Source organism: Acinetobacter sp. WCHA45, assembly GCF_002165255.2.
Lineage (GTDB): Bacteria > Pseudomonadota > Gammaproteobacteria > Pseudomonadales > Moraxellaceae > Acinetobacter.
Map to the genome: position 1 here is coordinate 2,810,070 of NZ_CP028561.1, position 19,446 is coordinate 2,829,515.

General features: G+C 39.9%; 21 protein-coding genes. 13 read left to right on the forward strand and 8 right to left on the reverse strand.

Annotation, left to right across the window (positions count from 1 at the left end):
• A complete protein-coding gene (ampD, locus tag CDG55_RS14845) occupies positions 1-579 on the reverse strand; it encodes a 1,6-anhydro-N-acetylmuramyl-L-alanine amidase AmpD (protein ID WP_087536661.1) in 579 nt (192 codons plus the stop codon).
• 145 nt (positions 580-724) lie between these two features.
• On the opposite strand from ampD, the gene nadC reads away from it, so the two are divergent.
• The gene (gene nadC, locus CDG55_RS14850) at positions 725-1,570 is read left to right on the forward strand and encodes a carboxylating nicotinate-nucleotide diphosphorylase (protein WP_087536662.1); all 846 of its coding nucleotides are present in this window, start codon (positions 725-727) and stop codon (positions 1,568-1,570) included.
• On the opposite strand, the gene CDG55_RS15360 is transcribed toward nadC, so the two are convergent.
• The 4 genes from CDG55_RS15360 to CDG55_RS14865 form a co-directional block, all read right to left on the reverse strand.
• The gene (locus CDG55_RS15360) at positions 1,567-1,734 is read right to left on the reverse strand and encodes a hypothetical protein (RefSeq protein WP_171287528.1); all 168 of its coding nucleotides are present in this window, start codon (positions 1,732-1,734) and stop codon (positions 1,567-1,569) included. The genes nadC and CDG55_RS15360 overlap by 4 nt on opposite strands.
• Before the next feature lie 311 nt (positions 1,735-2,045).
• Complete coding sequence (rph, locus tag CDG55_RS14855; RefSeq protein WP_004665354.1) at positions 2,046-2,762, reverse strand: ribonuclease PH; 717 nt, start codon at positions 2,760-2,762, stop codon at positions 2,046-2,048.
• 108 nt (positions 2,763-2,870) lie between these two features.
• Entirely contained in the window at positions 2,871-4,013 is a 1,143-nt protein-coding gene (locus CDG55_RS14860; protein WP_171287568.1) for a fatty acid desaturase family protein, read from the reverse strand.
• A gap of 30 nt (positions 4,014-4,043) precedes the next feature.
• Entirely contained in the window at positions 4,044-5,069 is a 1,026-nt protein-coding gene (locus CDG55_RS14865) for a ferredoxin reductase (RefSeq protein ID WP_087536664.1), read from the reverse strand.
• Positions 5,070-5,381: 312 nt separating this feature from the next.
• On the opposite strand from CDG55_RS14865, the gene CDG55_RS14870 reads away from it, so the two are divergent.
• Complete coding sequence (locus CDG55_RS14870) at positions 5,382-6,032, forward strand: TetR family transcriptional regulator (protein WP_087536665.1); 651 nt, start codon at positions 5,382-5,384, stop codon at positions 6,030-6,032.
• A 107-nt stretch (positions 6,033-6,139) separates the two neighbouring features.
• Entirely contained in the window at positions 6,140-6,775 is a 636-nt protein-coding gene (locus tag CDG55_RS14875; RefSeq protein ID WP_004665358.1) for a TetR/AcrR family transcriptional regulator, read from the forward strand.
• Between the two features lie 48 nt (positions 6,776-6,823).
• Here the strand turns inward: CDG55_RS14875 and CDG55_RS14880 are convergent, their stop codons facing one another.
• Positions 6,824-7,444: a thiol:disulfide interchange protein DsbA/DsbL gene (locus CDG55_RS14880; protein ID WP_005163611.1), complete on the reverse strand. Its 621-nt coding sequence runs from the start codon at positions 7,442-7,444 to the stop codon at positions 6,824-6,826.
• Positions 7,445-7,622: 178 nt separating this feature from the next.
• Here CDG55_RS14880 and ubiG point away from each other — a divergent pair, with 178 nt between their 5' ends.
• The 10 genes from ubiG (at position 7,623) to CDG55_RS14930 (ending at position 16,936) form a co-directional block, all read left to right on the forward strand.
• The gene (ubiG, locus tag CDG55_RS14885; protein ID WP_087536666.1) at positions 7,623-8,336 is read left to right on the forward strand and encodes a bifunctional 2-polyprenyl-6-hydroxyphenol methylase/3-demethylubiquinol 3-O-methyltransferase UbiG; all 714 of its coding nucleotides are present in this window, start codon (positions 7,623-7,625) and stop codon (positions 8,334-8,336) included.
• Positions 8,336-9,034 carry an HAD family hydrolase gene (locus CDG55_RS14890; protein WP_005163613.1) on the forward strand — a complete coding sequence of 233 codons (699 nt, stop codon included), beginning with the start codon at positions 8,336-8,338 and terminating at the stop codon, positions 9,032-9,034. Before ubiG ends, CDG55_RS14890 begins: the two co-directional genes overlap by 1 nt.
• A gap of 31 nt (positions 9,035-9,065) precedes the next feature.
• On the forward strand, positions 9,066-9,812 hold the full coding sequence (locus CDG55_RS14895; protein WP_005163614.1) for a YciK family oxidoreductase: 747 nt from the start codon (positions 9,066-9,068) through the stop codon (positions 9,810-9,812).
• Between the two features lie 179 nt (positions 9,813-9,991).
• The gene (locus CDG55_RS14900) at positions 9,992-10,375 is read left to right on the forward strand and encodes an RcnB family protein (protein WP_087536667.1); all 384 of its coding nucleotides are present in this window, start codon (positions 9,992-9,994) and stop codon (positions 10,373-10,375) included.
• Positions 10,376-10,486: 111 nt separating this feature from the next.
• Positions 10,487-11,842 carry an amino-acid N-acetyltransferase gene (gene argA, locus CDG55_RS14905; RefSeq protein WP_087536668.1) on the forward strand — a complete coding sequence of 452 codons (1,356 nt, stop codon included), beginning with the start codon at positions 10,487-10,489 and terminating at the stop codon, positions 11,840-11,842.
• A gap of 310 nt (positions 11,843-12,152) precedes the next feature.
• Complete coding sequence (locus CDG55_RS14910; protein WP_087536669.1) at positions 12,153-13,145, forward strand: sulfonate ABC transporter substrate-binding protein; 993 nt, start codon at positions 12,153-12,155, stop codon at positions 13,143-13,145.
• 141 nt (positions 13,146-13,286) lie between these two features.
• Complete coding sequence (gene ssuD / locus CDG55_RS14915; RefSeq protein ID WP_087536670.1) at positions 13,287-14,462, forward strand: FMNH2-dependent alkanesulfonate monooxygenase; 1,176 nt, start codon at positions 13,287-13,289, stop codon at positions 14,460-14,462.
• A complete protein-coding gene (gene ssuC, locus CDG55_RS14920) occupies positions 14,459-15,262 on the forward strand; it encodes an aliphatic sulfonate ABC transporter permease SsuC (RefSeq protein ID WP_087536671.1) in 804 nt (267 codons plus the stop codon). The genes ssuD and ssuC overlap by 4 nt, the downstream gene beginning before the upstream one ends.
• Before the next feature lie 13 nt (positions 15,263-15,275).
• Complete coding sequence (locus tag CDG55_RS14925) at positions 15,276-16,082, forward strand: ATP-binding cassette domain-containing protein (protein ID WP_087536683.1); 807 nt, start codon at positions 15,276-15,278, stop codon at positions 16,080-16,082.
• Between the two features lie 242 nt (positions 16,083-16,324).
• Positions 16,325-16,936 carry a TetR/AcrR family transcriptional regulator gene (locus CDG55_RS14930; RefSeq protein ID WP_087536684.1) on the forward strand — a complete coding sequence of 204 codons (612 nt, stop codon included), beginning with the start codon at positions 16,325-16,327 and terminating at the stop codon, positions 16,934-16,936.
• Between the two features lie 520 nt (positions 16,937-17,456).
• Here CDG55_RS14930 and CDG55_RS14935 read toward each other — a convergent pair.
• The gene (locus CDG55_RS14935; protein WP_087536672.1) at positions 17,457-18,359 is read right to left on the reverse strand and encodes a GGDEF domain-containing protein; all 903 of its coding nucleotides are present in this window, start codon (positions 18,357-18,359) and stop codon (positions 17,457-17,459) included.
• 360 nt (positions 18,360-18,719) lie between these two features.
• A complete protein-coding gene (locus tag CDG55_RS14940; protein ID WP_087536673.1) occupies positions 18,720-19,286 on the reverse strand; it encodes a 5'-nucleosidase in 567 nt (188 codons plus the stop codon).
• Between the last annotated feature and the right edge of the window lie 160 nt (positions 19,287-19,446).

Sequence of the window (19,446 nt, forward strand, 5' to 3'; positions counted from 1 at the left end):
TCATAAATTCGACGAAGTTTTTTTAGATAGTAATTGACGGAATAATTGCCAATCAAAATATAACCCGGGATCAGTTTTACGTTTTGGGGCGATATCAGAGTGACCTGCAATATGATTCTGAATTTTTGGATAGGCCTGTCGCAATACCGTTACGATTTCTACGAGAGCCTGATATTGTTCAACTTCAAAAGGCAAATCATCGCTGCCTTCTAATTCGATCCCAATCGAATAATCATTACATTCTTTTTGAGCCAGATAACTCGAGCGCCCTGCATGCCATGAGCGATCATTAAAGTTTACAAATTGAATGACCTCTCCCGTACGCAAGATCAGCAAATGTGCGGATACCTGCATCCCTTCAATGGTCTGAAAATAAGGATGGATAGACCAATCTAATTTATTTTGAAAAAACTGCTGAATATAGCCTCCACCGAACTGTGAAGGTGGCAAACTAATATTATGAATAACAATTAGTTGAATATCTGTATCATCAGGACGAGTATTAAAATTAGGTGATGCAATCTGGGTCGCACCGATTAATTTTCCATCTTGCACTTGAGTAAATTTAGTCTGTTGCATTATGACCCGAATCAGCAATTTAATGTTTATTTACTGCATTCTGACATGCTTTATCAGGAATAATCGAGATGAAATACTTATTTTTTATGAGGAGGGTGCTAATATATCGCACAAGTTTTTTGGTCATAAATATACTGGAACGGGTATGAGTATTCCTCAATCTTTGCTTGAACAATCTATTCAAATCAATATTCAACAAGCATTACAAGAAGATATTGGGGATGGTGATATTACCGCAATGCTTACCCCTGAAGAAGAGCAAGCAACCGCAACGATTATTACCCGTGAAGATATGGTATTGGCGGGTCAGCCTTGGGTGAATGCACTCATTCAAGCATATGACAGTAATGTTCAAATTACATGGTTAAAGCAAGAGGGTGAACTTGTAGCGGCAAATGAGGCGTTTTTAAAACTTGCAGGTTCTGCACGTAGTTTACTGACTGTGGAACGCCCTGCTTTGAACTTTATTCAAACTCTTTCTGCTGTGGCGACTAAAACTGCAAATTATGTGCAACAACTTGAGGGTTTAAATACCAAATTGCTTGATACACGTAAAACCTTACCCGGTCTACGTATTGCACAAAAATATGCAGTTGCTGTGGGTGGTGGACAGAACCATCGTCTAGGTCTATTTGATGCATTCTTAATTAAAGAAAACCATATCATGGCAGCGGGTGGTATTGCTCAAGCAATTGCTAAGGCACATGACATTGCCCCAAATAAACCTGTCGAAGTAGAAGTTGAGACTTGGGACGAGTTAAACCAAGCACTCGAAGCTGGAGCTGATATCGTGATGTTAGATAATTTCAGCCAGCAACAAATGATTGATGCAGTGAAGCATGTTGCAGGACGTTGTAAGTTAGAAGCTTCAGGCAATATTACTATTGAGAACTTACGCGAAGTTGCCACAACTGGCGTAGATTATATTTCAATGGGTGTACTCACTAAGGATGTGAGAGCTGTAGATTTATCTATGCGTTTTAATGCTTAAGCATTATCCACATCTTTTGTTTCCTTCTGAGTCGAAGTGTCACTAGAGACTTCGACTTTTTCATTCCAAGCTGACTTAGCTTGTGTCAAATCTGCTGGTCTTGGATCTGCAGCCATTAAAACAAAAGTCACTGCCGTTAATAAAACCAAAAAAACTTGTACCATGCTTCCCGTCCTTCTTTATTTTTCATTTTTCTAATCTATCAAAGCAAAATGATTCAAATAAATGGGTTATGTGACAAACTGCAAAGATTGTGTGATTTTATGTTGAGAAATAAATTGACCTGTTTATTTCGTTACTTGCTGTTACAGCCCTTGGCAACAAGTTCGTGTTGATATGCTATGGTTGGACTTTTGACTTGGGTTGTACTCATTTTCCTGAGTATTTATAGGTTTATGCTTCATTAGCATCTAAATTGATAAATAAAAAAAAGGCGGTCTAAACATACCAGACCGCCCGCACTATCAACTGGAGATTACCAACCGAGTGCCTGCTGTTGCTTCTGAATCAATTCTGCGATTCCTTTTTCTGCAAGCTCTAACATGGCATTAGACTGCTGACGAGTGAACGGTTTCTCTTCTGCCGTTCCTTGAATTTCAATAAATTCGCCCGCTTGTGTCATCACCACATTCAAATCCGTTTGGCAATTTGAATCTTCTTCGTAACACAAATCGAGTAAGACTTCGTCTTGGTACATTCCTACTGAGATTGCTGCTACGAGACCTTTTAACGGGTCTTGTTTAATCTTTTTATTGCTCAGTAACACATTCATAGCATCAACTAAAGCTACCGCTGCGCCTGTAATGGCTGCTGTACGAGTACCGCCATCTGCTTGAATGACATCACAGTCAATCGTAATCGTGTTCTCACCCAACTTCTTCAAATCCACCATGGCACGAAGACTACGACCAATGAGACGTTGGATTTCTTGGGTACGTCCTGTTTGCTTACCGCGCGCTGCCTCACGGTCACTACGTGTATGCGTCGAACGTGGCAACATACCGTATTCAGCAGTCACCCAACCTTGCCCTTGACCTTTCAAGAAACGTGGAACTGAGTTATCAATACTTGCTGTACACAACACTTTGGTATGACCAAACTCAACCAAAACTGAACCTTCTGCGTAACGGGTATAGTTACGTGTGATTTTTACTTCACGTAATTGGTCTAATGCTCTTTGGTCAATACGCATAACGATTCCTTAAAACTATGGCACAAATATGATTGCGCCATAGTATAGCTCAATTACACGTGCTTTCAGTTTTACTTATTCGTTACAATTCCACGAATAAGCAATCCTTTAAGCAAATTTAAATCTCGCTTTTAAATTAGTCCAACCTTGTGCCAATTGTGCCGACGTATCATTTGGCAATGAACATTTTGCTAAGCGCACCCAAACTGTCCAAAATTGCTTCATGAAATTCGCTTCGTTATAGTTCACGCCATATTCAGCACATAAAGCTCTGATCTGTGGTGCCACTTGCTCATAACGATTGGCTGGCATATCTGGGAACAAATGGTGCTCAATCTGATGGCTTAAGTTACCACTCATAAAGTGCATCCACTTACCACCTGTGAAGTTACTCGAACCACGGATCTGGCGTAAGTACCATTCAGCCTTGCTTTCGTTCTCAGTATTATCGGCTTCAAAGGTTTCTGCATCTTCAGTAAAATGACCATTAAAAATCACTGCCGAAGACCATAAGTTACGAATCACATTGGCTACAGCATTGCCTGCCAATACTGGGATAAAGTTAATGGTCGCAATCGCAGGGAAAAACACATAATCTTTGAGGACTTGGCGAGTCGCTTTTTTACGAAACTCGGCTGCATCTGCCCACACTTGTTTCCATGTTTTAGTTTTGTAGACCAAAGCATCTTCTAAATGTAGGTTTTGTACGCCCACATACCATTGGAAAAAGAACATTAACTGTAATGCCAATGGAATATTGGCCAAATGACGAACTTCCCATTTTTGATCTTCCGTGACACGTAAGATGCCATAACCAACGTCATGGTCTTTGCCCACAATATTGGTATAAGTATGGTGCATATAGTTATGAGTAAAACGCCAATCATTCCCTGAACACGTATTGTCCCAGTCATAATCTTCACCACGTAAACTTGGGTCATTCAACCAGTCAAACTGACCATGCATGACATTGTGTCCAAGTTCCATGTTCTCAACGATCTTAGATACGCCTAACATTGCTGTACCTAATAACCATACAGGTGGAATCCAACCACCAAACATCAACATGCCACGAGATGCAATCTCGGTATAACGCACAAAATTACGGACTTTATAGATATATTTTGAATCTTCTTCGCCTAAATTCTGCATAACAGCCAAACGAATCTCTTCTACGCGACGACCAAATGCTTCAACTTGCTCTGGCGTAAAATGTGCTGACTTTGATGCTGCTTTAAATTCTAATGCCATATTCATTTCAATTATCCTCAATATTTGTTTTTATAGGTCAATCGTGACTGGGCTAAGGGCTTGGCTTACACATAACTTGATCGCACGATTAGGCTGATCATCAATCTCACCCGTAATCACGTTCTGTGTTACACCACTAACTTTGGTACAGCTACAGCGATTACATACCCCCATGCGACAACCATGCTGTGGGCGTAAACCTGCTTGCTCCGCACTACTTAATAGATTGGTCGTTGCAATAAAATTCTGTTGCGCACGGCGGAAAGTAATCGGTTGAGCTTCGTTAGATTGCTCAATTTGTACAGGTTGGAAAAACTCTTGATGAAAATTTCCTACCACATCATGTTGAGCATAAATCTCTTGTGCTTGGCGCATCATGCTGTGATGCCCACAAGCATATGCCTGTAATTCTTTAAAATTAGGAACTAACTTTTCTAATAAAGTGGTATCTAAATGCTGCTTTTGCTGTGCTGTATTAAAAAAGTGATATTTCAGTTGTGGATATTGTTTTGCTAAAGCCAATATTTCCTGATGGAACACTTCAGCACGGTTAAAATACACGACATGAATTTCTTTAAGCTTTTGAGCAACTGCCTGTTTTAACAATGAGTAAATTGCAGTGATCCCTGAACCTGATGCAATTAACAGCGCAGGTTGTTGTCCTTGATGTAGCACAAAATCGCCTTGTGCTTGAGAGATTTCAAAACGATCCCCTACACGCAATTGTTGTGCTGCTTTTGATACTAAGCCTTGAACCTTAATGCCTAATCGAATTTCACCATTTTTAGTCATATCGACAATTGAATAGCTACGTTGATGATAAACCCCATTGATCATTAGCGTGATCAAAACACTTTGACCTGCTTCAACTTCAATTAAATCAAAGTTGTGGTTTGGTTTTATGGTGAGTAAAACCATATCTGAGCTTAACGACTTTACAGCGGTAACTTCTGCAAGAATGCGTTTCCAAGCAAACGTTGGCTTTATTTTTTGCAAAACAAAATCAACAAAATCTTCGCGAATCCAATGTGGCTGATAACTTAACTCTGCGTTCATACGTTCCTCGTTTTGTATCTGGCTATTTATTTTGAGTGAACAAATGTTCTTGTAGTGAACATATGTACACTATAATTATTTGTGTTCACTGAGTCAACACTTGTTCACTATTTTTTTGAAAATTTTTTATGCTTTTTATAAGTAATTAGAAATATTAATAAAATAATTATTCTTAGGCTTCACCACGCCAAAAGCGATTGCTGATATTTCTTTGTCTAATTGAAAATGTGTCTGATTTAGCTATGGATTAGGGCTAAAAAAATGATGTTTTTTTTGCTAGACTCTACCGTATGGTTTTAATGGATCTTATTCATGTCGATTAGAGATGAACGAAAACAACAGAGTCGTCAGGCTTTACTTGATGCAGCGCTCCACCTCAGTACTTCTGGGCGTTCATTTAGTAGTATTAGTTTGCGTGAAGTTGCACGTGAAGTTGGCTTAGTCCCAACGGCATTTTATCGTCATTTCCAAGATATGGAGGCATTAGGGCAAGAACTGGTTGACCAAGTGTCTTTGCATTTAAAAAGCTTGATTCATCAATTGGGGCAAAGCTATTTAAAACATAGCGGATCTGCTAAAACACGGACAAGCATTGAACTGTTTGTACAGGCTGTCAATCATAGCCCTCAGCAATGGCAATTTATGATTGCAGAACGTTGGGGCGGCTCCGAAACTGTTCGTATTGCGATTGCACGTGAGATTGAATTTTTGATTGAAGATCTCGCAATCGATTTATGCAAACTCGAGACCTTTAAACACATTCGAGAAGCCAAAGATTTACAAGTGTTATCAACGATTCTGATTAATATGTCATTTACATGGGCAATGACGTGGATCAACTTACCGAAACAATTTGGAATTGATCGTTTGTTAGAACAACAAAACTTATTTATTGACAATGCAGCGACCCAAGTCCGCTTACTTTTCCGAGGTATCTCGAACTGGGAACCACAAAACGCCTGATCTTATCAAAGCTAAAGTTTGATATATAAAAGCATTGCTTAGCGTTATGATTAATAACACACTAATGCAAATGCCGTTTAGAACACTATGAGGAGCCTATAAGCATCATGAATCCTGATCGTCATACTCAGTTCTTAATTCGTAAAGAAAAAATTTTGCAGGTTGCAGAAAAACTTTTATTAGAAAACAACCAAGAAATGACCTTGGATGAACTGGTTGCCGAGCTAGATATTGCTAAAGGTACTTTATATAAACATTTCCGCAGTAAAAATGAATTACTGTTGGAACTGATTATTCAAAATGAAAAAGAAATCCTAAAGATTTCAGAAAAATATAACACTGATGTCAAAGAATATGCGCCTCGCTATATGCTTTATCATTTAACCTCACCGAGTCGTACGATTTTACTGCATCAGTTAGAAGAACATCTGACGATGACTGAGTCCAAGCTCAAACATCTGTTCGATGAGCTTTATGCGATCCGCCAACAGCGTATTATTTCGCTCAAAGATATGACTGAAAAATATTTAAAATCACAGAATTATGATATGTCGATTCGTGATTATCTTTCTTATATTTGGTCTCTGACTTACGGCGCAGCTTTGCTATTGAATTCAAGCTATTACCAGCGTTCAATTGGTTCTCGTGAGAAGCTGATTAACCTGTATGTAAACCAAGCTCTGTCTTTACCGACACAAAAAGTTCAAATCGATTTAAAAGATTTACAAATCGATCAAAACTAAATAAAAAGGACTGCTACTGCAGTCCTTTTTTATTGCTCATAGTATGAACTATTTCGCTTTACGTTCTTTTTCTAATAAGTAATCAACAACTTGTGTCACTTTACCATCTTCACCTTGCACAACATACTTACCGTTTACAACAACGGCAGGTACGCCCGTAAGTTGATATTGCTGTGCCAATTTATTTGACTCAGCCACTTTTGCAGTGATTGGGAAAGAGTTAAACATACTGTTAAATTTCTGTTCAGGCACGCCATAACGGGCAAAGAATTTTGCTTGTGATGCTTGATCAAAAATTTGTTGTCCGCCGTCATGGATGGCATGGAACAATGGAATATGGGTTTTCTTACGTACACCTAGTGCCTCAGACACATAGTAACCTCGAGCACCCTGCTCCCATACTTTATTCATCGCTGCAGGCGTACGGAGGAAATATACATCGCTTGGAATCTTCTTTAACCACGTTTGCATATGCGGTTCAAGCTTAAAGCAGTGCGGGCAACCGTACCAAAAGAATTCACGTACTTCAATTTTTCCCGCTGGCGCAGCTGTTTTACCCGGGTTGGCAACCACGGTATAGTCTTTACCAGCAACAAAATCAGCAGCCATTGCATTCATCGAAAATGCCATTACAGCTGCACTTAAACCACCTAATACTAACTTTTTCATTGAGTTTGCTTTTCCTCTAAGCATTTTTCGTAAGTTTATATGCTAAATATAAATCAAACACGACTAATTCGTTTTGCTTGTGTGAAGTTTTTTATTGGATTTATCGCTTTTTTTTCAAGAAGCGCTACACTAACAACAGATTAAACCGAAATAATCATCCTAATATAGAGGTATTTCCATGTCACAATTGAATGTTGACCCACAAGAAATCGCAAAATTTGAAGCATTGGCTGCTAAATGGTGGGATCAACATTCTGAGTTCCGCCCACTTCATCAAATCAATCCTTTACGTTTAAATTGGATTGACGAACGTGTTGGTGGCTTAGCAGGTAAGAAAGTGCTTGATGTTGGCTGTGGTGGCGGTATTTTGGCAGAAAGTATGGCTCGTCGTGGCGCTGATGTTTTAGGGATCGACATGGGCGAAGCCCCGCTTGCTGTAGGACGTTTACACGCACAGCAAGACAATGTGCAAAATATTGAATATCGTCAAATCCCAGTTGAGGAGTTGGCGCAAGAACAAGCAGGACAATATGACGTAGTGACTTGTATGGAAATGATGGAGCACGTTCCTGATCCAGCCTCAATTATCAAAGCCTGTCAAACACTGGTTAAACCAGGTGGACACGTCTTCTTTTCGACCATTAATCGCAACCCAAAATCCTATTTATTCGCAATTATTGGCGCAGAATATGTCCTACGTTTGTTACCAAAAGGTACGCATGATTATCATAAATTTATCCGCCCTTCAGAAATGGCGCATGATATTCGTAACGCAGGCTTGAGTCTAAAAGAAATGACAGGCTTACATTACAACCCTATCACTAAGCATTATTGGTTAGCACCCAATGTAGATGTGAATTATATGGTTCATACCACAAATACAGGTGCCTAATGAAAGCCGTTTTATTTGATCTTGATGGTACTTTGATCGACACTGCTGCAGATTTTATTCGCATCATTCAACAAATGTGCCGTGATGAACAGCGCCCTGTTGTTGATGCAGCAACCATTCGCACTCAAGTATCTGAAGGCGCACGGGCAATGGTCAAATTGGTGTATCCAGAATTGGATGTGACCGATCCCATCTTTCTCGCCCATCGCCAGCGCTTTTTAGATGTATACGGTGACAATATTGTGGTGGATACGGATTTATTTGTTGGGATGTATCCTCTGCTCGAAGAACTTGAGGCAAACCAGATTCCTTGGGGAATTGTCACCAATAAACCACGTGGTTTAAGTGAATCATTATTGGCTGAATTAAATTTAACCGAACGCTGTGCAGTTTTGGTTTGTCCTGAAGATGTCACACATACCAAACCCGATCCTGAACCGATGTATCTAGCGGCGAAACAGTTGAATCTGGATGCCAAAGACATTATCTATGTGGGGGATCACCCACGTGATATTGATGCAGGTCGAAATGCAGAGATGTATACCATTTTGGCAGCTTACGGGTATTTACCAATAGAGTCTCGTGATGATCTGAACGCTTGGCAAGCAGATGCAATTATCCAAACTGTGACTGAGTTACATCAACTGCTCAAACAGAAAATCTCTGCTTTATCAGAAAATCAGGGTATGATGAGCTAAACATTCAACATAAGAACTAGGAGGCATAACAATGAAATATTCAGAATATCAACCTCGTCCAGATCTACTCAAAGATCGTATCATTCTCATCACGGGCGCAGGTGATGGAATTGGTCGAGCTGCTGCTCTTAGTTATGCCCTTCATGGTGCAACTGTGGTTTTGCATGGACGTAGCCTGAATAAACTTGAAGTCATTTATGATGAAATTGAAGGTTTAGGTGCACCACAGCCTGCAATATTGCCATTACAGCTTTCAACTGCATCCAGTCATGACTATGAGCTCCTTGTCGATACGCTTGAGCAACAATTTGGTCGCTTGGATGGCATTTTACATAATGCGGGCATGTTAGGTGATCGAGTTGAACTAGCGGATTACCCTGTTGATGTTTGGGATGATGTCATGGCCGTAAATTTACGTGCACCTTTCGCGTTAACTCAAGCATTATTACCACTGCTTGAAAAATCTGAACATGCTTCAGTGGTATTTACCAGTTCGAGTGTAGGTCGTGAAGCTCGTGCTTTATGGGGAGCATACTCTGTTTCTAAAGTTGCAACCGAAGCAATGAGTAAGATTTTTGCAGCAGAAAACACCTATCCGAATATTCGTTTTAACTGCATTAATCCAGGCGGTACCCGTACAGCGATGCGTGCGAAGGCTTACCCAGAAGAAGATCCAAAAATCCTTCCAACGCCGGATAGTATTATGCCTGCTTATCTTTATTTGATGGGTGATGATAGTTTAGATATGAATGGACAAAGTATTGACGCTCAATCTTAACCAATTGAATATAATAAATTTAAACTATATTAAATACGGGCTTCGATGATACTTTTCTAGAGAAATTGCTTAAGGATCTCCATCTTTTTAATGGAATAATGAATTGATCTTCACAGTTTCTCTGCATTTTTAAGGTACAGTTTTCACATGAGAGACATCCGAAGTCCATAAGGTGCATCATGAAAAAATTTTTCATTATCTTGGTTTTAGGTTCAACAACCCTATTGAGTAGTATGGGTAGTTTTGCAGGTCCACATTTTGATCGTGATGATGACTCACGCGGTGGGGGCTGGCAAGGTCGTAACTTTGATCGTCCAGATGATGAAAACCGTATGCGTGAACGTCGTATGCGTGAAGAACGTGGTGTTGAGCGTTTAAAACAACATCGCTGGCAAGCAGGTTACGTCATGCCACAGCATTATCGCGGAAACGGCTACAAAGTTGATTATAAATATAATAATCTCCCACGCCCTGGTCGTAATGAGCAATGGTATAAAATCAATAATGATTTTATTTTAGTCAATTCTGATGATAATAGTATTATCCGAATCATGGGGTTCTAAACATATTCTCGGACGATGACTGTACAAAGTTGAAGCGTTGTTTTAGGAATAGATTTATCTTTTTATTTTTTTCGTTAGAATCAGATAAATTGATGTATATCTGAGATGAACATGGCGAACCAAATGACTGAAACTTCACATAGCACAACGCAAGATTATGTGCATTGGTTTCGCCACTCAGCACCATATATTAATGCCCATCGTGATAAAACTTTTGTGCTTATGTTTGGTGGTGAGGCCGTCTTACACCAAAACTTTCAGCATATTATTCATGATATTGCCCTATTGCATTCTTTAGGGATTCGTTTGATTTTGGTGCATGGTGCACGCCCACAAATTAATCAAAATCTACGTGAAAACCAAATTGAAACGCCTTTTCATCAAAGTCGTCGTGTGACAACTCGTGCATCACTACGTAGTATCATGAATGCAGTTGGATCGATTCGTTTAGAAATTGAAGCTCTTCTATCAATGGGCTTAGCAAATTCACCCATGTATGGTGCCCGCATTGATGTGGTTTCGGGTAACTTTGTAACGGCTAAACCCTATGGCATTCGGGATGGGGTTGATTTTCAGCTCACAGGTGAAGTCCGTTCAATTGATACCGATGCAATTCAACGTCACTTAGATAATCACAATATTGTGTTACTAGGGCCTACAGGTTACTCAACCACTGGAGAAGTATTTAACTTATTGGCGGAAGAAGTTGCGACTAAAACAGCAACTGCATTACAAGCCGATAAATTGATTTTGTTGGGTGAAAAACAAGGATTAATGAATGAGCAACAACAATTATTACGTGAATTAAGCTCGTATCAACTTGAACCTTATATTCAACAATACCAAACACAATATCCAGAATTCGCCTTACACCTCAAACAAGCTCAACAAGCTTCATTATCTGGGGTGCATCGTGTTCACCTCATTTCATATACTTATGATGGTGCTTTGATTGAAGAACTATTTACACGCGACGGGATTGGCACTTTAATCACAGATGCCCACTATGAAGAAGTACGCATTGCCAATATTCATGATGTTGGCGGTTTAATCAACTTATTACGTCCACTCGAACAGGAAGGTATTTTAGTCTATCGTTCACGTGAACGTCTTGAAAGTGAAATAGAACAGTTCGCGGTGATTGAACGAGATGGCATGATCTTAGCCTGTGCAGCGCTCTATCCTATTCCTGCTGAATCAGGTGAAATTAAATCCGCTGAAATTGCCTGTGTCGCTGTCGATTCGAGTTATCGTAAATCGAATCGTGGTAGCCAAATTTTGCAATTTTTGGAAACCAAAGCAAAACAACAAGGTATTCAACAACTGTTTGTTCTCACGACCCGTACCGCACATTGGTTTTTAGAGCAGGGTTTCAGCCCAGCAAGTGTTGATGATTTACCGAATGCTCGACAAGCGCTCTACAATTATCAGCGTAATTCCTTAGTCTTCAAAAAAGTTTTGTTCTAATTATATTTGACCTGAAGATATCTTTATTTCTGATAAAGATATCTTTTGACCTCTTTCTTTTCTATTTTTATTCAGCTCATTAGAAAAATAAGCGCACTGTTTTTTAAAAAATCAAAATATAAAACAAAAACTTATGTGCTAATTAAATTTCAATCCTTATTCATCTTCTCAATAACATTATCTATTTTTCTATTTTGCACTTTTCATCATAAGCAAAGCCCAATTATTTATTTTTTATGCATTAAAAAAAGTTTTAGCTTAATTGCTCAACTTATTTAGATCTTGTAATTTTCTGGGGAGCACAATCAACATGACTATTTTTATCAATCGCTCATGGGCAACTTCAACCATCATCGCAGCAACTATTGCTGGCGTAATGGGCGTTGCAGGTTGTGCAAAAAAACCTGAACAGCAAGCAACACCAAAACAAGAAACCACCACATTAAATATCGGCTTTCAAAAGTATGGCATTTTGCCGATTGTCAAAGCAAAAGGTGAATTAGAAAAGAATCTTGCTGCTCAGGGCGTCCATGTAAAATGGGTTGAATTTCCAGCCGGCCCCCAACTTTTAGAAGGCTTAAATGTAGGTAGTGTGGTATTTGGCGAGGCCGGTGAAGCGCCTCCGATCTTTGCTCAAGCAGCAAATCCTAACTTGGTCTATGTTGCAAATCAGCCACCAGCACCTACTGCAGAAGCCTTAATCGTTCAAAAAGATTCACCAATACAATCTGTACAAGATCTGAAAGGTAAACGTATTGCATTGAACAAAGGCTCAAACGTTCATTATCTTTTATTGAAATTACTAGAAGCCAATAATTTAACTTTAAATGATATTCAGCCTGTTTATTTACCACCATCAGATGCTCGCGCAGCATTTGAAAAAGGCGCAGTCGATGCTTGGGTGATATGGGATCCATTCTTCGCAGCAGCAGAGCACCAAATCCATGCACGTGTGATCGCAAACGGCGAGCATTTGGTCAGCAATCATCAATTCTATTTAGCTGATCGTAAGTTTGCGGAAGGACATCCCGAAGTTCTAAAAACACTGGTAACAACATTGAATCAAACCACAGATTGGGTAAAGACCCATCCTGATGATGCTGCAAAATTACTCGAAAAACCAACTGCACTTGAACTCGATGTTTTAAAAACTTCAATTTCTCGTATGGGTTTTGGTGTTCAGCCAATTTCTGAAAAAGTTGCAAAAGAACAGCAGTACGTAGCTGATGCCTTTTTTGCTCAAAAATTAATTCCAAAGCAACTGGTCATTGCAGATGCTGTATTAAAAAACCAAGTTCAATAATTGAGAGTCTACTTTAGGTAATTTCTCATTGGTTTTGATTGTGATCAATCAAAGTGCTTTATCCCCCATGCAGATTGCAATCTAAAACACGATGCAATCTGTCTCATTCACATGATCTCATTCTTCATAAGGAATATCGACATGAATATTTTCTGGTTCATCCCCACTCATGGTGACAGCCGTTACTTAGGCACCAGCAAGGGCGCACGTCAGGTCGATCATGCTTATATGAAACAAATCGCCGTTGCTGTCGACAACCTGGGTTATGCTGGCGTATTGATTCCAACAGGTCGTTCTTGTGAAGATCCATGGATCACAGCAGCCAGCCTCATTGATGCAACCAAACAATTAAAGTTTTTGGTGGCACTACGTCCCGGAATTACGCCCCCCGCATTGGCGGCGCGCATGGCTGCTACCTTTGATCGCCTATCCAATGGTCGTATTTTACTCAATCTTGTAACAGGTGGTGACGAGCAGGAACTCAAGGGCGATGGTCTATATGAAGATCACAGCACTCGTTATCAGACAGCCTCTGAATATGTCAAAATTTGGCGTGAGATTCTGACTCGTTCCCATACAGGCGAATCTTTTACTTTTCATGGCGAACGACTCAGTGTCGATGAAGCAAAATTACTTTATCCACCTGTGCAAAAGCCCTATCCTCCCTTATGGTTTGGTGGATCATCAACAGAAGCAACTGAACTTGCCGCTGAACAGGTTGATACTTATTTAACTTGGGGTGAACCACCTGCTGCGGTGGAAGAAAAAATTAATCATTTACGTGCCCAAGCAGCAGCCAAAGGACGTACTCTAAATTATGGTATCCGATTGCACGTGATTGTTCGTGAAACCAATGAACAAGCTTGGGCTGCCGCCGATGAACTCATTCAATATTTAGATGATGAGACTATTGCAGCGGCGCAGAAAAAATTTGCACAAATGGACTCGGTCGGGCAGCAACGCATGGCGGCTTTACACGGCGGACGCAAAGATCAATTAGAAGTCTCACCAAACTTATGGGCAGGTATCGGTTTAGTTCGTGGCGGTGCAGGTACAGCTTTAGTCGGCGATCCAAAAACTGTTGCTGCACGTATTCAAGAATATGCTGACTTGGGGATTGATACCTTTATTTTCTCTGGCTATCCACATTTGGAAGAATCGATCCGCTTTGCTGAATTAGTATTTCCACTTTTGCCACTCAAAACTCGTGAGAAACTGGCACAACCACATCTCACAGGTCCTTTTGGTGAAATCATTGCCAATAACTATGTGCCTGAGGTCAAAACACCAAAAGCGTTGGTTCAGGAGGAGGCATGAGTGCAACGCCATTTCTAAATAATGTTTCACGTGGAACACAAAAATTAGGCAAAGGTCTCCTGCCTTGGTTGTTTCCAATTTTATTGCTGCTGATTTGGCAAGTTGCTTCAAGCTCAGGTCTATTACAAAGCCGTGTGTTACCTGCTCCAACTGCTGTAGTGAGTGCTTTTTGGCACTTACTGATCAGTGGTGAACTTTGGCATCATGTCAAAGTCAGCGCAGGTCGTGCCCTGCTTGGTTTATTGGTCGGTGGTGGTCTCGGACTGCTTTTAGGACTACTTAATGGTTCATCACGCATTGCATCGACCTTACTTGATACTACATTGCAAATGATCCGCAATATCCCTGCACTAGCACTCATTCCGCTGGTAATTTTGTGGTTTGGTATTGATGAAACAGCCAAACTCTTTTTAGTCGCGGTAGGTGTATTTTTTCCAATCTACATCAATACCTATCATGGCATTCGCTCAGTAGACCCTCAGTTGATTGAAATGGGTAAAAGTTACGGACTCAATCGCTGGCAATTGTATAAAGAGATCATTCTACCTGGCGCAATGCCTTCTATTTTAGTGGGACTGCGCTTTGCTTTAGGTTTGGTTTGGGTATTGCTCATCGTGGCCGAAACGATTTCCGCTCAAGCAGGTATCGGCTATATGACCATGAATGCACGTGAGTTCTTGCAAACCGATATCGTTTTGGTCGGTATTTTACTTTACGCCATACTTGGAAAATTAGCGGATGTATTGGCGCGAGCACTAGAGCGATATTTATTACGTTGGCATGCAGGCTATCAAAAATAAAAAGGTCAACTATATGAGTAATCTAAATTTAAATTTCTATGAAAATCCCTTGATTCAACCCCTTGGTGAATCTGAAGCATCGACTACTGCAAGCAATAGCAATGGTGCAAATATTCTGATTGAACAACTGTATAAGTTTTATGGTGAAGTCAAAGTGCTCAAAGACTTAGACTTAAATATTCAAGCAGGTGAATTTGTCGCCATAGTAGGTCGCAGTGGTTGTGGTAAAAGCACCCTACTGCGCTTAATCGCCCAACTTGAAAAACCAAGCTATGGCGAGATTAAATTTCAGTCCGCAAGAAACTTTCGTGAAGGCATCACAAACGATGATATTCGCGTTATGTTTCAAGATCCACGCTTACTTCCGTGGAAAAATATTTTACACAACGTGCAATTAGGTTTACCAAAAGATCAACACCTACTTGCTGAAAATTTATTAGAAAAAGTAGGCTTAAAAGACAAATCCACACAGTGGCCAACTCAACTCTCTGGAGGTCAACGTCAACGTGCCGCATTAGCCAGAGCACTTTCTCATGCACCACGTATTTTATTACTGGATGAACCCTTAGGGGCGCTAGATGCTCTCACACGTTTAGAAATGCAAAGCCTGATTGAACGCCTTTGGAAAGAACAAGGTTTTACTGCAATTTTGGTCACACACGATGTGAGTGAAGCGGTACAATTGGCAGATCGAATTATTTTGCTAGATCAAGGACATATTGCACATCAATTTCAAGTGAATTTACCACGACCACGTAAGAAAACTATTGCATTTGCGCAGTTGGAACAACAAGTGTTAGATGCGGTTTTAGCAACTTAAAACCGCACCATGATCATAAATTCCACTGGATATGCATCAAAAAATGAGCTTATTCATCAGCATTTAACACTGAATTGTTTACAAAATATGTAATTCATTTTTTAGATTTCAAGTATTATCAATTAGATCGCTTCAATTCATCTTGGAACTGCGTATTTTTCGACAAAAAAACTGTGTTATTGTGCACAAATCGGACAATTTATCTTACAATGTCAATGACATTTTTTGAATCAAGCTCACAGATGGAACAGAAAAAAAGTACACAAAAGCGCAATCAACTGCTGAATGCTGCCCTCGATGTTTTTTCCGTCTATGGATTCAGTGGAGCTAGTCTGGATGAGATTGCCCAGCTCGCAAATATGCATAAATCCAATATTTTCTATTATTATGAAAATAAAGAGTCACTTTATGTTGAAGTGCTCACCACGGTATTACAAAAGTGGCTTGCACCCTTGCAAACGCTAGAGTCTGAGCTTGAGCCAACTGAAGCCATCACTCACTATTTAATTCAAAAAATCGAAATTTCAAAAGATCAACCTAAAGCTTCTCGTTTATTTGCATTGGAAATCATTCAAGGTGCGCCACATATTCTGCCAATCCTGAAAGGTCCATTGAAAAAGCTATTTAAGCGTAAAACCAAGGTGATTCAAACTTGGCAAGAACAAGGTAAATTGTCGGCAGAGATTGACCCTGAATTGTTGATTCTCAATATCTGGGCAATCACCCAAAACTATGCTGATTTTTCGACGCAAATGGAAATGGTCACAGGTAAAACTTTGCGTAACCGTAGTATGTTTCAACGTACGGTTGAGCACACTGTGCATATGATGTTGTATGGTGTGTTGCCACGTTAAGTTTTCTTTAGTTAAAAGCTTTAATTTTAGCAATTGAAATACATAAGAAAAGCGACTTTGTGAGTCGCTTTTTCTTGCCAAATAATTAAGGCGATTATTCAATTAAGCTCATCAAAAATATAGAAAATTGATTAATAAACATACGTGAAACGTAAAAGATCAAGAAAAACCGTTCCAGAGCGCTGTTTACTGAAACGGATTTATTTAAAACATTGATAATAAAAAGAAAAATTAAAGTGTTTCGCATAACCCGTATTATGTTAATTTTAGATAAACTTAATTTTTAATATCCATATAGCAGCTTTAAACAAAGTTAAAGAATTAGGCCGACCACATACCCGAATTGTCACTTAAATTTGTTTAGCTTAGAGAAACTCTATATTTAAAAGCTTCATGCAAAAAAGCCGAAAAGAATCAAAACCGTGTGTTAGCATTATGGAAATAATAGTACCGTTTTTGGTCTCTAAGATTTTTTTGAATCGAATATCATTGACTTAAGTCCTTATTCGTAACAGCGCTCTCAGGCCGATACAATTCTGTCTTTCCCCGCATTTTTAGCTTCATATAGAGCTAGGTCAGCTCGTTTGATAGTGTCTTTGTATGAACGATCTTCCGGCACTATAACTGTCACCCCAATACTAACCGTGACAACTGAACTGTCCACTGAAAACTGGCTTAACTCTTTTTTGGAACTGTCATGTATACGCTTGGCAAACTGAATTGCCTGCTCATGCTCAGTATTGGGCAAGGCAACAACAAACTCATCGCCACCCAAGCGGCAGGCACAATCAGTCTTCCGTAGTGTTGAGCGAAGAATGTTAGCTACTGCCCGAATCGCCTCATCGCCTACGTGATGCCCCTTGCCGTCGTTGATTTTTTTTAGGTTATCAAGATCCAACATCAAGATGGAAGTTGGCACTGAATACCGTACGTATGACTCATAGTCTAGCGCCAACTCATGCTCTAGTTTTCTTCGGTTGAAAAGGCCAGTTAGCTGATCGGTATCGCCTAGTTCTCTCAGTCTGATTTCCAGGTCGTGTCGCTTTGAAATATTACTTGCGACCCAGAGCACCACATCTTCGTCGTCCACAGAAAAACTCAGTGCCTGGATGCGTCCTTCGAACCAAATTGGTTTTTCAGGGCCATGATCGGGTAGACCTTTTACATCACTGTTGCTCAATTCGTACTCTTCGATGATTAGTTCTCCAGACTCCAGAGTCCGGTCAATCTGTTCAAGAAACCAGTTGGCCTTATCAGGCTTGATTAAATCTGAAATATACAGACCAACGAGACAGGAACCATCGTGATAATAGCGCTTATCACGACCACCAAATACCGCAACGTACTTTCCACTTCGGGACAAGATAAAGGCAGGGTCTGGTAATGTATCAAGAACTATGGACATCTGCTCAATGTTAATCATGAAGCACTTCTTCTGCTTGATTTACAATAATTAACACATTACTCAAATAAAAATAAAATGCACGTATTTTTTGACCAAAAGCTACTACTACTGGCTATTTGGTGGGTACTGTTGGGTAATCCTCCCATAAATAACCGAAGTTAAAAGTAGAGGTACACATAAGTTAAAATTTTATAGAATTGCTTGAATCCAAAATCTCTAATTAGCATGTATTGAAAACATGTATATTTATCCAAAAAGAGAACTATTTAACATAATGGGCATTATGCGAACTCAACACAAAATAACACTTTAGTTTCAACAACTCACCCACCACAAATAAGTCCACTAATTACATACCACAGCATTCAACCATTGCATTTAAAAATGGGCTTGATACAGCGCCAATAATTTCTGTGCCCCCACCAGCAGATTCTCTTCCCAATCTAAATGAGCCGTATCATTGGCACCATCTGTAATATATTTGACTGAAATCAAACGCACCCCAAGCTTCTGGCACACTTTGGCGAGGGCATAGGCTTCCATGTCCACCAGATTACAGGATACTTTTGGCTGTCCTGTTTCAAAGGAGTCACCTGTACCACAGATCCCTTTAGGTAAATATTCAAAATGCGGCTGAACATGGATTTCGGCAGGAATGTCCTCATCCATTGGGGTCACACCCACAGCAAAACCCAGTGGAGACACATCCATATCACGCTGCACGAAAGTGATGACCTCAACTAGACTATGTGCATCGAAGTGTGAACTGCCTGCACTACCTAAATTGATCAGCGTTTTGCAGCCAGTTTTCTGAATCACTTCAAAGGCTTTAAATGCTGCATTAATTTTGCCAATGCCACTATAGTGAACCTGAATGCCTGCCTGCTCAAACAGACCCTTTGATTCATTCGGCAATGCCATAATTAAAGCAATCTCAGACTGCATCATGATCACCCAACAATTTAAAATGCGTAGTGTAGCGGATTATCCCACAGAATGAAGTAGGGTCAGCAATTGCCCTGACAACCCTTTCTGCGAATTTTTTGCTGATGAAAAACACAACAGCAAGACGAAACGCCGAGAATATGGCAATATATAGCCTTTG

What these genes read in the sequence shown, in the direction of transcription:
- CDG55_RS14930 (WP_087536684.1), top strand. Translation starts at nt 16,325, where the DNA reads ATGGAACAGAAAAAAAGTACACAAAAGCGCAATCAACTGCTGAATGCT.
- CDG55_RS14910 (WP_087536669.1), top strand. Translation starts at nt 12,153, where the DNA reads ATGACTATTTTTATCAATCGCTCATGGGCAACTTCAACCATCATCGCA.
- ssuC (WP_087536671.1), top strand. Translation starts at nt 14,459, where the DNA reads ATGAGTGCAACGCCATTTCTAAATAATGTTTCACGTGGAACACAAAAA.
- CDG55_RS14875 (WP_004665358.1), top strand. Translation starts at nt 6,140, where the DNA reads ATGAATCCTGATCGTCATACTCAGTTCTTAATTCGTAAAGAAAAAATT.
- ubiG (WP_087536666.1), top strand. Translation starts at nt 7,623, where the DNA reads ATGTCACAATTGAATGTTGACCCACAAGAAATCGCAAAATTTGAAGCA.
- CDG55_RS14870 (WP_087536665.1), top strand. Translation starts at nt 5,382, where the DNA reads ATGTCGATTAGAGATGAACGAAAACAACAGAGTCGTCAGGCTTTACTT.
- rph (WP_004665354.1), bottom strand. Translation starts at nt 2,762, where the DNA reads ATGCGTATTGACCAAAGAGCATTAGACCAATTACGTGAAGTAAAAATC.
- CDG55_RS14890 (WP_005163613.1), top strand. Translation starts at nt 8,336, where the DNA reads ATGAAAGCCGTTTTATTTGATCTTGATGGTACTTTGATCGACACTGCT.
- CDG55_RS14935 (WP_087536672.1), bottom strand. Translation starts at nt 18,359, where the DNA reads ATGATTAACATTGAGCAGATGTCCATAGTTCTTGATACATTACCAGAC.
- CDG55_RS14860 (WP_171287568.1), bottom strand. Translation starts at nt 4,013, where the DNA reads ATGGCATTAGAATTTAAAGCAGCATCAAAGTCAGCACATTTTACGCCA.
- ssuD (WP_087536670.1), top strand. Translation starts at nt 13,287, where the DNA reads ATGAATATTTTCTGGTTCATCCCCACTCATGGTGACAGCCGTTACTTA.
- CDG55_RS14925 (WP_087536683.1), top strand. Translation starts at nt 15,276, where the DNA reads ATGAGTAATCTAAATTTAAATTTCTATGAAAATCCCTTGATTCAACCC.
- CDG55_RS14900 (WP_087536667.1), top strand. Translation starts at nt 9,992, where the DNA reads ATGAAAAAATTTTTCATTATCTTGGTTTTAGGTTCAACAACCCTATTG.
- CDG55_RS14940 (WP_087536673.1), bottom strand. Translation starts at nt 19,286, where the DNA reads ATGCAGTCTGAGATTGCTTTAATTATGGCATTGCCGAATGAATCAAAG.
- CDG55_RS14865 (WP_087536664.1), bottom strand. Translation starts at nt 5,069, where the DNA reads ATGAACGCAGAGTTAAGTTATCAGCCACATTGGATTCGCGAAGATTTT.
- nadC (WP_087536662.1), top strand. Translation starts at nt 725, where the DNA reads ATGAGTATTCCTCAATCTTTGCTTGAACAATCTATTCAAATCAATATT.
- argA (WP_087536668.1), top strand. Translation starts at nt 10,487, where the DNA reads ATGGCGAACCAAATGACTGAAACTTCACATAGCACAACGCAAGATTAT.
- ampD (WP_087536661.1), bottom strand. Translation starts at nt 579, where the DNA reads ATGCAACAGACTAAATTTACTCAAGTGCAAGATGGAAAATTAATCGGT.
- CDG55_RS14880 (WP_005163611.1), bottom strand. Translation starts at nt 7,444, where the DNA reads ATGAAAAAGTTAGTATTAGGTGGTTTAAGTGCAGCTGTAATGGCATTT.
- CDG55_RS14895 (WP_005163614.1), top strand. Translation starts at nt 9,066, where the DNA reads ATGAAATATTCAGAATATCAACCTCGTCCAGATCTACTCAAAGATCGT.
- CDG55_RS15360 (WP_171287528.1), bottom strand. Translation starts at nt 1,734, where the DNA reads ATGGTACAAGTTTTTTTGGTTTTATTAACGGCAGTGACTTTTGTTTTA.